Below are 12,839 nucleotides of genomic sequence, written 5' to 3'. Positions count from 1 at the left end.
TCTGATCATCTCCGATCCGTGGACCGAGGATTACATTCCGGCGTAGAGCGGGAAGCGGGCGCACATCTGGCTGACCTCGGCCTTGACCTTGGCTTCGATCTCGGCATTGCCCTCTCCGCCATTGGCGGCCAGACCATCGACCACTTCGACGATCCAGCGCGCGATCTGGCGGAACTCGTCCTCCTTGAAGCCGCGGGTCGTGCCGGCGGGCGCACCCAGGCGGATGCCCGAGGTCACGAAGGGTTTTTCCGGGTCGAAGGGGACGCCGTTCTTGTTGCAGGTGATATGGGCACGGCCCAAGGCAGCCTCGGTCGCCTTGCCGGTGACGCCTTTGGGGCGCAGGTCGGCCAGGCACAGATGGTTGTCGGTGCCGCCGGACACGATGTCGATGCCACCTTTCATCAGCTCATCTGCCATGGCCTGAGCGTTCTTGACGACCTGAGCGGCATATTCCTTGAACTCGGGGCGCAGGGCCTCACCGAAGGCAACGGCCTTGGCGGCGATGACATGCATCAGCGGTCCGCCCTGAAGGCCGGGGAACACCGCGCTGTTGACCTTTTTCGCGATATCCGCGTCATTGGTCAGGATCATGCCGCCACGCGGTCCGCGCAGGGACTTGTGCGTGGTGGTGGTCACGACATGGGCGTGGGGCAGCGGCGAGGGATGCTGTCCACCCGCGACCAGACCGGCGATATGGGCCATGTCGACCATCAGATAGGCGCCGACTTCATCGGCAATCTTGCGGAAGGCCGCCCAATCCCAGATGCGGCTGTAGGCGGTGCCGCCGGCGACGATCAGCTTGGGCTTGTGCTGGCGTGCGCTTTCGGCAATGGCCTCGAGATCCAGAAACTGATCCTGCTGGCGCACGCCATAGCTGACGACGTTGAACCATTTGCCGGACATGTTGACCGGCGAACCATGGGTCAGGTGGCCGCCCGAATTGAGGTCCAGCCCCATGAAGGTGTCGCCCGGCTGCAGCAGCGCCAGGAACACGGCCTGGTTCATCTGGCTGCCCGAATTGGGCTGCACATTGGCATATTCGCAGTCGAACAGCTCTTTCGCGCGTTCGATCGCCAGATTCTCGGCAATGTCGACATACTGGCAACCGCCGTAATAGCGCTTGCCGGGGTAGCCTTCGGCATATTTGTTCGTCAGGACCGAACCCTGGGCTTCAAGCACGGCTTTCGAGACGATATTCTCGGATGCGATCAGCTCGATCTCGTCACGTTGACGACCAAGTTCCTGACCGATGGCTTCGGCGATTTTGGGGTCACGGCTGGTCAGCGTTTCCGTGAAGAAACCGGTTTCGCGGGTAGGTGCGTTCATCTGTTTCGCATCCTCTCAGGCTAGGGGGCTGCAGGAATGGCGCTGTCATACCCCATGCCAGTCACCCTTGAAAGCGGCAAAACGACACCCGGGCCGCCAATGGCGGCAGCGGCAGCTTTGGTCGGGGGCTTGCCATCCCCGTCGCCCCGTTCGATGCTGCGCCCGGATCAGAGGGACCCGGACAAGATGACGCCTGCCATTCACTTCACCGCCAGCCATGCCGATCTTGCGCAAGAGGCGCTGAAACGCTTGTCCCATCGCTATGGGAATGCGCCTCTGGCCGAGGCCGGGGTGGTCGTTGCCCTCGGCGGCGACGGCTTCATGCTGCAGACCCTGCATGCGATGCAGGGCCGCGACATGCCGGTTTACGGAATGAACAGGGGCACTGTCGGATTTCTGATGAACAGCTATTCCGAGGAAATCCTGCACGACCGCCTGAACGCCGCTGAAGAGACCGTCATCAACCCGCTGCGGATGATCGCGACCTGCGCGGACGGGTCATTGCACGAGGCGCTTGCCATCAACGAAGTCAGCCTGCTGCGCGAAGGCCCGCAGGCGGCCAAGCTGCGCATCCATATCGATGGGCGCACCCGGATGGAGGAACTGGTTTGCGATGGGGCGCTTGTCGCGACTCCGGCGGGGTCGACGGCCTACAACTATTCTGCGCATGGGCCGATCCTGCCCATTGGCTCGGAAGTGCTGGCCCTGACCGCCATCGCCCCCTTCCGCCCACGCAGATGGCGTGGGGCCTTGCTGCCCAAGGCTGCCGAGGTCGAATTCGAGGTTCTCAATCCCGAGCGCCGCCCGGTCATGGCCGATGCCGACTCGCGTTCGGTCCGTCATGTCACGCGAGTCCGCATCAAGAGCGCCGCGGATATCCGTCACCGCCTGCTGTTCGATCGTGGCCATGGACTGGATGAACGGCTGTTGCGCGAACAGTTCGTCTAGCCTACCTAGCCCGCGCAGATCTGCTGCAGGGCCAGCCATTGCGGATCGGTCAACAGCGGCGGGCCGGGTGGGGCGGTTCTAGCGGGATCGTTCTCGATCAGTTCTGGCACCGCCGCGCCGGTCGGATCAATCGTGCGGGCATAGGCATCGCTGCCCAGCCCGCGCTGCGCAAGCTGTTCCAGCAGGGCTGCATCATCGGGACGGGGCGGGTTGCGCGACAGCAGCTTTTCGCCATATCCGGCCATGGCATCCGACGGCAGGTCGCCCAGGGTCATCAGGCGCAGCACCGCGCCCAATCCGGCATATTGCAGCGCGCCAAGGGTGACCTCGCGGTCGTCACTGGCAAGGCTTGCAGCGATGACATGGCCGGCGGCGGCCTCGGGGCCGGGGGCGCTGACCAGCAGATCGCCGCCCAGCACGTAAAGATCGCCGGGCAGGCGCAGCGCGCCGTTCAGCGGGCCGGGCACCACGCGCAGATGCGCCTTGCCGTCCACCAGCCGGGGCGAAAGCCAGTCCAGAACCGCCTGCCCGGATTTTCTCGTGCAGATCTTGCCGGTGCTGTTCTCGATATCCGACAGCACCGCCTGACCGATCTGTCGTGCCTGCGCCGGAGGGGCGATCTTCGCGGCATGACGAATGATCGCATCGGGCAGCCAGAAGACCAGTGCCGCCAGAACCGCCACCAGCGTCAGGATGGTCAGCGCTCCGCGCAACCGCCCCGGATGGGTGCGATGCAAGGAAATGGCCCGCTGAACCCGCGCGATGGCGTCGATCATCAGCGGGTCGTCGATTTCGACCGTCTCATCCGCGCGTTGCGAACCGGGCGCATAGACCGCAGGCATCTTGCCGGGGTTCAGCCGGGTGACGGCGGGCAGGGACCAATGCGTCAGGGGGCGGTCGGATTTCGGGTCGGACAGCACCAGCGTCGCCTCGCCGACCGACACGATCACCTCGCGCAGTTGGGCATCGGGTGTTTCCCGCCACGAGCCCTGTGCCTCTAGCCTTTGAAATTCCGTCAGCGCGGTCATGTTTATTGGTCTGCCTGCCTGTCAGGCGACCATAGCGTCACAACGCTTCAGGTCAATCATCGAGGCGCGCCTGCCGGCCGCTCAACTGTCGGGATCCGGGATGGTCATGCCCTTTTCCTGCGCCAGAACCCGCATCCTGGCCTGCAGCTTTTCAAAGGCGCGAACCTCGATCTGGCGAATGCGCTCGCGCGAGACCTCATAGCGACTGGACAGATCCTCCAGCGTCATCGGCTCGTCGCGCAGGCGGCGTTCCATCAGGATGTCCTTCTCGCGATCATTCAGCACATCCATTGCCGCGATCAGCATCTGGCGCCGGGTGTCCAGTTCTTCGGTCTCGGCATAGTTCTCGGCCTGATTGGCGTCCTCATCCTCCAGCCAGTCCTGCCACTGCGCGGTGGAATCGCCATCAGCCGAACCGACCGTGGCATTCAGCGAGGCATCGCCCCCCGACATGCGCCGGTTCATCTCGATCACTTCGCGTTCGGTGACATTCAGATCGGTGGCGATCTGCTTGACGTTTTCCGGGCGCAGGTCTCCGTCTTCCAGAGCGCCGATCTTCGACTTGGCCTTGCGCAGGTTGAAGAACAGCTTTTTCTGTGCGCTGGTGGTGCCCATTTTCACCAACGACCAGGACCGCAGGATATACTCCTGGATCGAGGCACGAATCCACCACATTGCATAGGTTGCCAGCCGGAAGCCCTTTTCAGGATCAAAGCGTTTGACCGCCTGCATCAGGCCGACATTCGCCTCCGAGATGACCTCGGCCTGCGGCAGGCCATAGCCCCGATAGCCCATGGCGATCTTGGCAGCCAGGCGCAGGTGGCTGGTCACCATGCGATGGGCCGCCTCGCTGTCGCCATGATCGGCCCATGCCTTGGCCAGCATGTATTCTTCTTCGGGTTCAAGCAGGGGAAACTTGCGAATCTCCTGCAGATAGCGGTTCAACCCCTGTTCGGGGCTGGGCGCGGGAAGATTACCGTAATTTGCCATGTCCGTGGCCTTTCGCAGAGTTCGGGCAACGCATCCACCAAGAATACGGTTCCGCCGTGCCGTCGTGATGCGGAGCCCGAAGAGTATGATAGCACTGTTTGCGATCTATTCTGTCGGGTTTCGAGGGCCGTGTAACGTGGTGATGAATCACGTTCCTGTCAAGGTGTCGCCCTGCGCAGTTCATCCAGCAATGATTGCATGTCATCGGGAAGGGGGCTGTCAAAGGACAGGAGTTCGCCGCTGACAGGATGTTCAAAGCCCAGATGTGCGGCATGCAGCGCCTGACGTCCGAAGGCTGCCACCGCCGTGGCGGCCGATCCCAGTGCTTTCGCCGAAGCCTTGCGGGCACCTCCATAGACGGGGTCGCCGATCAGTCCCAGCCCGGCATGTGCCATATGCACCCGGATCTGGTGGGTGCGCCCGGTTTCCAGCCTGCATTCGACCAACATGGCGCGGGGTGGCCTGCCGAAGGATTCCAGCAGGCGCGCCCGCGTCACCGCATGGCGGCCCTTGTCGAAATAGACGGCCTGTTTCTGCCGGTCGGTGGCATGACGGGTCAGCCGGGTCGCAATTTTCAGCGTGCCGCCGTCCTCGAAGCTGACCCCGGCGATGCCGCGCAGCCTTGGATCGGCGGGGTCGATCACGCCATGGGCCAGCGCCAGATAGCGTCGCTGCGCGCTATGCGCCTCGAATTGTGCGGCCAGACCGTGATGTGCGCGGTCGGATTTCGCCACCACCAGCAGGCCCGAGGTGTCCTTGTCGATGCGGTGGACGATTCCCGGCCGCCGTTCGCCGCCGATCCCCGACAATGTATCGCCGCAATGGGCCAGCAAGGCATTGACCAATGTGCCGTTCGGGCTGCCCGGAGCGGGATGCACCACCATGCCGGCCACCTTGTCGACCACGATCAGATCGTCATCCTCATAGGCGATGTTGAGCGGAATCGCTTCGGGGCGGGTCTCGACCTCTTCGGTCTCGGGCAGGGTGATATGGTATTCCTGGCCTTCGCTGACGCGGGTCTTGCCGTCGCGCACGACGCCGCCGGGGCCAGAGACCGCCCCCTGCTGGATCAGGCGCGACAGGCGCGACCGCGACAGCGCGGCTTCTGCTGGCACTGCCAGTGCAAGCGCCTTATCAAGCCGTTCGGGCGGCTGTGCCGGGATGGTGACAACGAGGTTGGACATGACCGAAGATGATAACGACTGGGACTCGGCAGCGAAAGCGGTTCCCGAGCTGCGGTTTCTCAAGGCGCTGGTGACCGGGCTGACGCTGGTGATGGGGCTGGGCATGATCGCGATTGTCGCCTTGCTGTGGATGCGTCTGGGCCAGCCGGTGCTGCCGGATCTGCCCGCCAATATCGAACTGCCGCCGGGCGCATCTGTCGCGGCCCTGACCTTTGCCGGTGACAGGATAGTGGTCGTCACCGGAGACGCGCAAATTCTGCTTTATGACAAATCAGGCCGGTTGCAGGGCAGTGCCGACCTGAAAGGTGCCGATCAGTCGCCCTGACGGCCAGCTTCCAGCGCATCCAGACGCGCCTTCAGTTCCGCGTTTTCGGTGCGTGCCTTGATGGCCATGTCGCGCACCGCGTCGAATTCCTCGCGGGTCACAAAGTCGCGATCAGCCAACCAGCGCTCGATCCAGCTGTTCATGGCTGTCTCGGCCTCGGACTTGGCGCCCTGCGCGACACCCATCGCATTTGTCATCAGTTTCGAGAAATCGTCGAAAAACTTGTTCTGTGTCGTCATTTGGCGTGGCCCTTGTCGCTTGCTTGCCCCCTATATGGGCCGGTCTGCGGTCGGGTTCAATGTTGACTCCGCGCGGGGTGAGACTAGCGTGCGCGGCGAATCCGATATCGAGGCCCCATGATCCCCTTTCCAAACATCAGCCCTGAAATCTTCACGATCGAACTGGGCGGGCTTTCGCTGTCACTGCGGTGGTATGCCCTGGCTTATCTGGCTGGCCTGCTGATCGGCTGGCAATTGATGATGCGCATGATGCGCCGTCCCGCCATCTGGGGGGATGGTGCGCCGATGAAGGCCGAGGATGTCGATGATCTGCTGACCTGGGTCATCCTGGGGGTCATTCTGGGCGGACGGCTCGGATTCGTGCTGTTCTACGAGCCGGGCTTCTACCTGTCCAACCCGGTCGAGATCCTGAAGGTCTGGCAAGGCGGGATGAGCTTTCACGGTGGATTCCTGGGGGTCATCCTGGCGGCGTGGTTCTTCTGTCGCGCCCAGGGCATTATGCCGTTGCGGCTGGCGGACGCCATGGCGGTGGTGGCACCGATCGGGTTGTTCTTTGGGCGGCTCGCCAATTTCATCAACGCCGAGTTGTGGGGGCGCCCGACCGACCTGCCATGGGGGGTGATCTTCCCCGGTGAGGCCGCACAGTCCTGCGCCACTGCCGCCGCGGCCTGCGCCCGTCATCCCAGCCAGCTTTACGAGGCCGGTCTGGAAGGGCTGTTGCTGGGGCTGATCCTTCTGGTCGTCGTGATGCGTGGCGGGCTGCGCCGCCCGGGGCTGACCTTCGGCATCTTTCTGGCCGGTTACGGTCTGGCACGGATGTTTGTCGAGCTGTTCCGTCTGGCCGATCCGCAGTTCATCACGCCGGACAACCCTCTGGGCCATGTCATCGGCGGGCCGGTCATCGGGCTGACCATGGGGCAGCTGCTGTCCTTGCCGATGGTGCTGCTGGGCCTGTATTTCATCCTGCGTGCCACGCGGCGCCCTGCTGTGGGCACCCCTGCATGACGGCGCTGAAGGATATCATTGCGCAACGGATCCGGGCCACAGGCCCGCTGACCATTGCCGATTACATGGAACTGTGCCTGCTGCATCCCCAGCATGGCTATTACGCCACCCGTGATCCCTTCGGGCGCGAAGGCGATTTCATTACCGCCCCTGAGATCTCGCAGATATTCGGAGAACTTTGCGGGCTGGCGCTGATGCAATCATGGCTGGATCAGGGCCGACCAGCGCCCTTTACCCTGGCCGAGCCGGGGCCGGGGCGGGGCACGCTGATGAATGACATGCGCCGCGCCATGCGTGCGGCCCCCGGTGCCATCGAGGCCGCGCAGATCGCTCTCATCGAACGTTCACCACATTTGCGGCAGGTTCAGCGGGATCTGCTGGGGCCGGTCCTGCACTTGGAGGATGTCACGGAATTGCCGGATCAGCCGCTGTTCATGGTGGCGAACGAGTTTTTCGATGCATTGCCCGTGCGGCAATTCCAGCGGGTCGAAAACGGCTGGGCCGAACGGGTTGTCGGACTGGGCGAGCAGGGGTTGCGGATCGGGCTTGCGCCACCGGTCGATCTGCCGCGACAGGGCAGGATCGGCGATGTGGTCGAGGATTGCGCGGCGGGTGTCGCCATCATCTCGGCGATTGCGGCGAGGATCGCGGCGCAGGGCGGGGCAGCGATCATCATTGATTATGGCGGCTGGAACGGTGTCGGAGACACATTTCAGGCGGTGCGCAATCATCGCAGCGAACATCCTCTGGACAATCCGGGCGAGGCCGATCTGACCGCCCATGTGGATTTCGCGCCTCTGGCGGCGGCCGCCCTGCGGGCGGGGGTCGAGGTTTCACGTCCGATCCATCAGGGCGACTGGCTGATGTCGCTGGGGGCCGAAACACGGGCCCGCAGGCTGGCAGAGGCTGGCGACACCGGCGCGATGGCCGCGCTTCGAAGGTTGACGCATGGTGATGAAATGGGTCACCTGTTCAAGGCGATGGCCATCTGGCCGAGAGGGGCACCCGCCGTGCCCGGATTCGATGCGCTGAGGCTGCATGCAAACGACACTTGAAATCCTGACTCATCCCTTGCTGGATGATGTGAAGCATGGCTTCTTTACCCGCAAGGGAGGTGCCTCTTCGGGGCTGTTTGCCGGGCTGAATTGCGGGCGGCGGTCCACGGATCAGGCCGATATGGTGGTGGTCAACCGGGCGCGCGTTGCGCAGGCCATGGGGGTCGCGCCCGAATTTCTGGCGACGGTCAAACAGGTGCATTCCGCCGATGTCGTGACCTTGGCCGAGGGTGATGATGTGGCGCAGGTGCGCGACATCAAGGCCGATGGAATCGTGACCCGGCGCGGTGACGTGGCGCTGGCGGTTCTGACGGCGGATTGCCAACCCATTCTGCTGGCCGATGGCAAGGCCGGAGTCATCGGGGCCTGCCATGCAGGCTGGCGGGGTGCAATGGCCGGTGTGATCGAGGCCACGGTTCAGGCCATGCGCGATCTTGGGGCCGACGATATCCACGCGGTCATCGGTCCCAGCATCAGCCAGGCCGCCTATGAGGTCGGTGAGGATTTCATGGAGGATTTTCTTGTCGAGGATCCCGGTTATCACCGTTTCTTCTGCGGTGGTCCCAACGGGCGTCCGCTGTTCAACCTGCCCGGGTTCGGCCTGATGAAGCTGCGCGACCTGGGGGTCGAGGCGGAATGGTCGGGTCATTGCACCTATTCCGATCCGGCGCGTTTCTTCAGCTATCGCCGCGCCACCCACGAGGGGCAGGTCGACTATGGAAGGCTGATCTCGGCGATCTCCCTGTAATTCGCGCGATTTGTCAGATATTCTGCGTAGTTACCTGGAATAATACGATTTTCTTGTTTTCAGGGCTTGCCGCAGCGCCAGTTTTAACAAGACGGCGGCAAGTGCGGCGATCTGACCCAGAACCAGACCGATCAGTCCGACAGCGAACATGACCAGATCGCTGACCCGGCGCAGCAGTTTCAGGCTCTTGCTTTTGCCCAGAACCTTCAATGTCTTGCGCGTGTCCTTTCGGGTGACCTCGGACAGACCGGCGATGCGGCGCAGGTCGGCGGGATCATCGGCGTAGCGCAGCAGCGGGATGACCTCTGCCATCGATGTCGATCGCGCCACCGTCGAGATATCGGACATGATGTGTTGCAGATCCTGTGCAGGCCGCGCACCGGTGGCCGCCGCGTGCAGGGCCCGGCGCATTCCCGGCGTCAGGGCCCTGGCGCGCCGTGCGCTGCGCAGCAACGTGGCCGATGTCTTGACCGGCACGGTGCTGCCGGCGCTGATCAGGCTTGATCCGGTGGCGACAAGACCAATAGCGGCCAGCGCAGCCTCGACTTCATCGACCTCGTCTCCGGCAATCGTGGCCTTGGCCTGACGGCCAAGCGCGGCCACATCGCCCGCAGGCGAGAGTTCGAAGGGGATGTTGCAGGCCGAAATCATGGTCAGGCTGGGGCAGGCCTCCATATCAGCCATGCAGCGCCCGCAATCTGCCATGGTGGCCCACAGGCCTTCATGCGCTTCCCGGCTTGTCTGGACACGGGCTTGCAGGGTTTCGGGCAGGGTGATGTCATGTTCCTGCGCCAGCCCGACCAGCAACTCCAGATCCTGCACGTCGCCTTTGTCCAGGGCCGCTTCGATGCGTGGTGTCAGCCATTCCAGATCTACCTGCCGCGCGATTGCCGCCTCGATCCGCAATTTCGCCTGAGCCGCTCCACGTTCGACATAGGGGTGAAGGAAAGGGTTCATCGACAGCACCCATACCGTTGCGGACAACGTGATCACTGCCCAGAGCAACAGGGTAAGACGGGCAATCCTGCGCAGGCCATCGGCAATCCGGTGAAATCCCGTCCGGCGCGGGGCGGGTGATGCCGGGCCGGACCCGGTCAGCAGGGATCCGGCAGGCAGCATGGCGGGGGCTATCCCGCCGCGCGGATGCGGGCCTCGACCACTTCGAAGGGCACGCCGGGTTCGTCCTTGGCGGCGCGGATCACCAGCGAAGTCTTGACGCTGGCGACATTGGGCGCGGCAGTCAGGTCATCGGTCAGGAAGCGCTGAAAGGTCGACAGATCGGGCGAGACGCATTTCAGGATGAAATCGATCTCGCCATTCAGCATGTGACATTCGCGCACAAGCGGCCAGTTCTGGATCAGTGCCTCGAAGGCGGACAGATCGCGTTCCGACTGAGAGGCCAGCCGCACCATCGCGAACACCTGCACTTCAAAGCCCAATTCACGCGAATCGATATCCGCATGATAGCCGCGAATGAAGCCCAGCTCTTCCAGCGTGCGGACCCTGCGCAGGCATGGCGGGGCCGAGATCCCGACACGCCGCGCCAGTTCGACATTTGTCATCCGGCCGTCGCCCTGCAGCTCGGCCAGAATCTTGCGGTCGATCTCGTCCAATTTTGCGCCGGCCATGCTGCCCGTTACCCCTTGGTCTTGTATTTTGCCGGAAACTACAATGTGCGCCCCTGACGCGCAACATTGTTTCTGTGGATAGCTTGTCCTGCGCAGGCATTGCGCGGGGGCTTCGGGATGTTTACCTAAGCCGCCAAAGGTTTACCTAAGCCGCCAAAGCTAGATCGGGGATATTGGCTGATGACTGACAGCACACATGTGAAACTTTTGATCGTGGGCTCTGGTCCTGCGGGCTATACCGCCGCCGTCTATGGGGCACGCGCGATGCTGGACCCGATGCTGATTCAGGGCATGCAGCCGGGCGGACAGCTGACCATCACCACCGAGGTCGAGAACTGGCCCGGTGAAACGGAAATCCAGGGGCCGGACCTGATGGTCAAGATGGAAGAGCATGCCCGCCAGATGGGGACCGATATCGTCACCGACATGGTGACCCGTCTTGATCTGCAGCAGCGTCCCTTCGTGGCCGAATGTGACAGCGGCAAGCGTGTCACGGCAGATGCGGTCATCCTGGCGACCGGTGCACAGGCACGTTGGCTGGGTCTGCCGAGCGAAGAGAAATTCAAGGGCTTTGGCGTCAGCGCCTGCGCGACCTGCGACGGTTTCTTCTATCGCAATCGCGAGGTTCTGGTGATCGGCGGCGGCAATACCGCCGTGGAAGAGGCGCTGTTCCTGACGAAATTCGCCAGCAAGGTAACGCTGGTGCATCGCCGTGACAGCCTGCGTGCCGAAAAGATCCTGCAACAGCGGCTGTTCAAGAACCCGAAGGTCGAGATCATCTGGGATCATGAACTGAGTGAAGTTCTGGGCACGGAATCTCCGATGGGGGTCACCGGCGCGGTGCTGACCTCGACCAAGGACGGTTCCACGCGGCAGGTTGCCGCTGATGGCGTATTCGTCGCGATCGGCCATGCGCCGGCCAGCGAATTGGTCAAGGATCAGCTGGAACTGCACAATGGCGGCTATGTGAAGGTCGAGCCTGGTTCGACACGCACTTCGATCCCCGGCGTCTTTGCCGCTGGCGATCTGACCGACCATGTCTATCGTCAGGCGGTGACCAGCGCCGGCATGGGCTGCATGGCCGCGCTGGATGCGGAACATTATCTTGCATCGCTGGACGAGGCCGGTGCCCCTGATGCGGCGCAGGATCAATTGCCCGCAGACGCCACGGCGGGCTGAAGCGGGGCGCGGGCGGCAAGTCGTGCCGCCCCCGTCCTTTCGGGGCCCTCCCGATCGGCGTATTCCCGCAGAGGCCCGGTGGCGTCGCGCTTGTGTGTCCGGAGCGGCGCGTCTAGTCATGATGGCACAAGCTGCATCGCTTCGTGCAAAGCGGTTTCGTCTTGTGTCCTGAACTGACGAGCATCCGATCATGACGACACCCAACCAGTTTCCCATCCCCGAGCTTTATGTGTCGCCCGAAGCGGCAGCGGCATTGACGCAAGAGGCCGCGCGCCTGCCCGGCTGGGTGCTGACGGCACGCCAGCTTTGCGATCTGGAACTGTTGATGAATGGCGGTTTCTATCCGCTGAAAGGGTTCCTGACACAGGCGGATTACGATCTCGTTCTGGCCGAGATGCATCTGGCGTCCGGGCATCTTTGGCCGATACCGGTCACGCTTGATGTCTCGGATGAATTTGCCCGCCAGATCGAACCGGGCAGGGATATCGCCCTGCAGGATCCGAAGGGTGCCGTCCTGGCGATCATGTCGGTCACGGACAAATGGGTCCCGGACAAACTTGCCGAGGCTCGTCAGCTTCATGGAACCGAAGACCGCTCTCATCCCGGTGTCGGCTATCTGATCGATAGCGCCGGGCCAGTCTATCTGGGTGGCAAGGTCAAGGGACTTCAGCGGCCATCATGCGGGTTTCACTCTGACTGCCGGACACCGAATGAACTGCGCCACCGGTTCAGAGATCTGGGTTGGACGCAGGTTCTGGCCGTGCAGCCCGCTGATCTGCCGGAACCCGACGGTCTGACGCGGATATCCCGCGTGGCGCAGGAAGCGCAGGCTGATCTGCTGATCCAGCCGATTGTCGGCATGGCCTCCCCGGCACAGGCCGATGAACTCTTGCGCGTGGCCCACGATTGGACGGGACCGGATGTCGAGCCTTCGGCGCTGAATCTGGCAACGCGGATGGCCGGCCCGCGCGAGGTGCTGTGGCATGCTCTGGTCCGCAGGAATCATGGAGCCACGCATGTCGTCTGCAGCGGGGCGGTGCAGGGCAAGGCCACCTATGACGCTGCGCAAAGGCTGTTTCAGCAGTATCACGGCGAGGCCGGAGTAACGGTGATCGGTCTGGAAACATGAAATTCATGAAATCGCCGGTTCCGGATACAGCAGCTTTCGCGTCAGGCAGGAGACA

14 protein-coding genes are annotated in these 12,839 nt (G+C 63.2%); 7 read left to right on the top strand and 7 right to left on the bottom strand.

What is annotated here, in order from left to right; genetic code table 11:
- Positions 1–30: 30 nt before the first annotated feature.
- Positions 31–1,326 (bottom strand): serine hydroxymethyltransferase, encoded by a 1,296-nt coding sequence (gene glyA, locus JHW44_RS09555; RefSeq protein WP_089344624.1) that lies wholly within the window; start codon positions 1,324–1,326, stop codon positions 31–33.
- 186 nt (positions 1,327–1,512) lie between these two features.
- On the opposite strand from glyA, the gene JHW44_RS09550 reads away from it, so the two are divergent.
- On the top strand, positions 1,513–2,274 hold the full coding sequence (locus JHW44_RS09550) for an NAD kinase (RefSeq protein WP_089344747.1): 762 nt from the start codon (positions 1,513–1,515) through the stop codon (positions 2,272–2,274).
- Positions 2,275–2,279: 5 nt separating this feature from the next.
- Here the strand turns inward: JHW44_RS09550 and JHW44_RS09545 are convergent, their stop codons facing one another.
- The 3 genes from JHW44_RS09545 to JHW44_RS09535 all read right to left on the bottom strand — a co-directional run bounded on the left by JHW44_RS09545 (position 2,280) and on the right by JHW44_RS09535 (position 5,476).
- The gene (locus JHW44_RS09545) at positions 2,280–3,302 is read right to left on the bottom strand and encodes a hypothetical protein (protein ID WP_089344625.1); all 1,023 of its coding nucleotides are present in this window, start codon (positions 3,300–3,302) and stop codon (positions 2,280–2,282) included.
- Positions 3,303–3,383: 81 nt separating this feature from the next.
- A complete protein-coding gene (gene rpoH / locus JHW44_RS09540; protein ID WP_089344626.1) occupies positions 3,384–4,292 on the bottom strand; it encodes an RNA polymerase sigma factor RpoH in 909 nt (302 codons plus the stop codon).
- Positions 4,293–4,450: 158 nt separating this feature from the next.
- Positions 4,451–5,476, bottom strand: coding sequence for an RluA family pseudouridine synthase (locus JHW44_RS09535; protein ID WP_089344627.1), 1,026 nt, complete (start codon positions 5,474–5,476; stop codon positions 4,451–4,453).
- Here JHW44_RS09535 and JHW44_RS09530 point away from each other — a divergent pair.
- Entirely contained in the window at positions 5,475–5,801 is a 327-nt protein-coding gene (locus tag JHW44_RS09530; protein ID WP_089344628.1) for a DUF6476 family protein, read from the top strand. The two genes, JHW44_RS09535 and JHW44_RS09530, sit on opposite strands and share 2 nt — an antisense overlap.
- Here JHW44_RS09530 and JHW44_RS09525 read toward each other — a convergent pair.
- Positions 5,789–6,040: an accessory factor UbiK family protein gene (locus tag JHW44_RS09525; RefSeq protein ID WP_089344629.1), complete on the bottom strand. Its 252-nt coding sequence runs from the start codon at positions 6,038–6,040 to the stop codon at positions 5,789–5,791. The genes JHW44_RS09530 and JHW44_RS09525 overlap by 13 nt on opposite strands.
- A gap of 117 nt (positions 6,041–6,157) precedes the next feature.
- Here JHW44_RS09525 and lgt point away from each other — a divergent pair, with 117 nt between their 5' ends.
- From lgt to pgeF, 3 genes are read left to right on the top strand one after another with little or no spacing between them, the layout of a single operon-like run.
- Positions 6,158–7,045 (top strand): prolipoprotein diacylglyceryl transferase, encoded by an 888-nt coding sequence (gene lgt / locus JHW44_RS09520; RefSeq protein ID WP_089344630.1) that lies wholly within the window; start codon positions 6,158–6,160, stop codon positions 7,043–7,045.
- Positions 7,042–8,100: a class I SAM-dependent methyltransferase gene (locus JHW44_RS09515; RefSeq protein WP_089344631.1), complete on the top strand. Its 1,059-nt coding sequence runs from the start codon at positions 7,042–7,044 to the stop codon at positions 8,098–8,100. The genes lgt and JHW44_RS09515 overlap by 4 nt, the downstream gene beginning before the upstream one ends.
- Positions 8,084–8,848: a peptidoglycan editing factor PgeF gene (gene pgeF, locus JHW44_RS09510; RefSeq protein WP_089344632.1), complete on the top strand. Its 765-nt coding sequence runs from the start codon at positions 8,084–8,086 to the stop codon at positions 8,846–8,848. Before JHW44_RS09515 ends, pgeF begins: the two co-directional genes overlap by 17 nt.
- 30 nt (positions 8,849–8,878) lie before the next feature.
- Here the strand turns inward: pgeF and JHW44_RS09505 are convergent, their stop codons facing one another.
- Together JHW44_RS09505 and JHW44_RS09500 are read right to left on the bottom strand one after the other, a co-directional pair.
- The gene (locus JHW44_RS09505) at positions 8,879–9,967 is read right to left on the bottom strand and encodes a hypothetical protein (protein WP_089344633.1); all 1,089 of its coding nucleotides are present in this window, start codon (positions 9,965–9,967) and stop codon (positions 8,879–8,881) included.
- Between the two features lie 8 nt (positions 9,968–9,975).
- On the bottom strand, positions 9,976–10,476 hold the full coding sequence (locus JHW44_RS09500) for an Lrp/AsnC family transcriptional regulator (RefSeq protein ID WP_089344634.1): 501 nt from the start codon (positions 10,474–10,476) through the stop codon (positions 9,976–9,978).
- Positions 10,477–10,656: 180 nt separating this feature from the next.
- Between JHW44_RS09500 and trxB the strand changes: the two genes are divergently transcribed.
- On the top strand, positions 10,657–11,655 hold the full coding sequence (trxB, locus tag JHW44_RS09495; protein ID WP_089344635.1) for a thioredoxin-disulfide reductase: 999 nt from the start codon (positions 10,657–10,659) through the stop codon (positions 11,653–11,655).
- A gap of 190 nt (positions 11,656–11,845) precedes the next feature.
- Positions 11,846–12,784, top strand: coding sequence for a bifunctional sulfate adenylyltransferase/adenylylsulfate kinase (locus JHW44_RS09490; RefSeq protein ID WP_089344636.1), 939 nt, complete (start codon positions 11,846–11,848; stop codon positions 12,782–12,784).
- Positions 12,785–12,839: the final 55 nt, after the last annotated feature.

Source organism: Paracoccus seriniphilus (genome assembly GCF_028553745.1).
GTDB classification, from domain to species: Bacteria; Pseudomonadota; Alphaproteobacteria; order Rhodobacterales; family Rhodobacteraceae; genus Paracoccus; species Paracoccus seriniphilus.
The sequence above is the reverse complement of the archived record's forward strand: the minus strand, read 5'-3'. Positions and strand labels throughout refer to the sequence as shown.

What these genes read in the sequence shown, in the direction of transcription:
- trxB (WP_089344635.1), top strand. Translation starts at nt 10,657, where the DNA reads ATGACTGACAGCACACATGTGAAACTTTTGATCGTGGGCTCTGGTCCT.
- rpoH (WP_089344626.1), bottom strand. Translation starts at nt 4,292, where the DNA reads ATGGCAAATTACGGTAATCTTCCCGCGCCCAGCCCCGAACAGGGGTTG.
- JHW44_RS09530 (WP_089344628.1), top strand. Translation starts at nt 5,475, where the DNA reads ATGACCGAAGATGATAACGACTGGGACTCGGCAGCGAAAGCGGTTCCC.
- glyA (WP_089344624.1), bottom strand. Translation starts at nt 1,326, where the DNA reads ATGAACGCACCTACCCGCGAAACCGGTTTCTTCACGGAAACGCTGACC.
- JHW44_RS09515 (WP_089344631.1), top strand. Translation starts at nt 7,042, where the DNA reads ATGACGGCGCTGAAGGATATCATTGCGCAACGGATCCGGGCCACAGGC.
- JHW44_RS09545 (WP_089344625.1), bottom strand. Translation starts at nt 3,302, where the DNA reads ATGACCGCGCTGACGGAATTTCAAAGGCTAGAGGCACAGGGCTCGTGG.
- JHW44_RS09505 (WP_089344633.1), bottom strand. Translation starts at nt 9,967, where the DNA reads ATGCTGCCTGCCGGATCCCTGCTGACCGGGTCCGGCCCGGCATCACCC.
- pgeF (WP_089344632.1), top strand. Translation starts at nt 8,084, where the DNA reads ATGCAAACGACACTTGAAATCCTGACTCATCCCTTGCTGGATGATGTG.
- JHW44_RS09550 (WP_089344747.1), top strand. Translation starts at nt 1,513, where the DNA reads ATGACGCCTGCCATTCACTTCACCGCCAGCCATGCCGATCTTGCGCAA.
- JHW44_RS09490 (WP_089344636.1), top strand. Translation starts at nt 11,846, where the DNA reads ATGACGACACCCAACCAGTTTCCCATCCCCGAGCTTTATGTGTCGCCC.
- JHW44_RS09500 (WP_089344634.1), bottom strand. Translation starts at nt 10,476, where the DNA reads ATGGCCGGCGCAAAATTGGACGAGATCGACCGCAAGATTCTGGCCGAG.
- JHW44_RS09525 (WP_089344629.1), bottom strand. Translation starts at nt 6,040, where the DNA reads ATGACGACACAGAACAAGTTTTTCGACGATTTCTCGAAACTGATGACA.
- JHW44_RS09535 (WP_089344627.1), bottom strand. Translation starts at nt 5,476, where the DNA reads ATGTCCAACCTCGTTGTCACCATCCCGGCACAGCCGCCCGAACGGCTT.
- lgt (WP_089344630.1), top strand. Translation starts at nt 6,158, where the DNA reads ATGATCCCCTTTCCAAACATCAGCCCTGAAATCTTCACGATCGAACTG.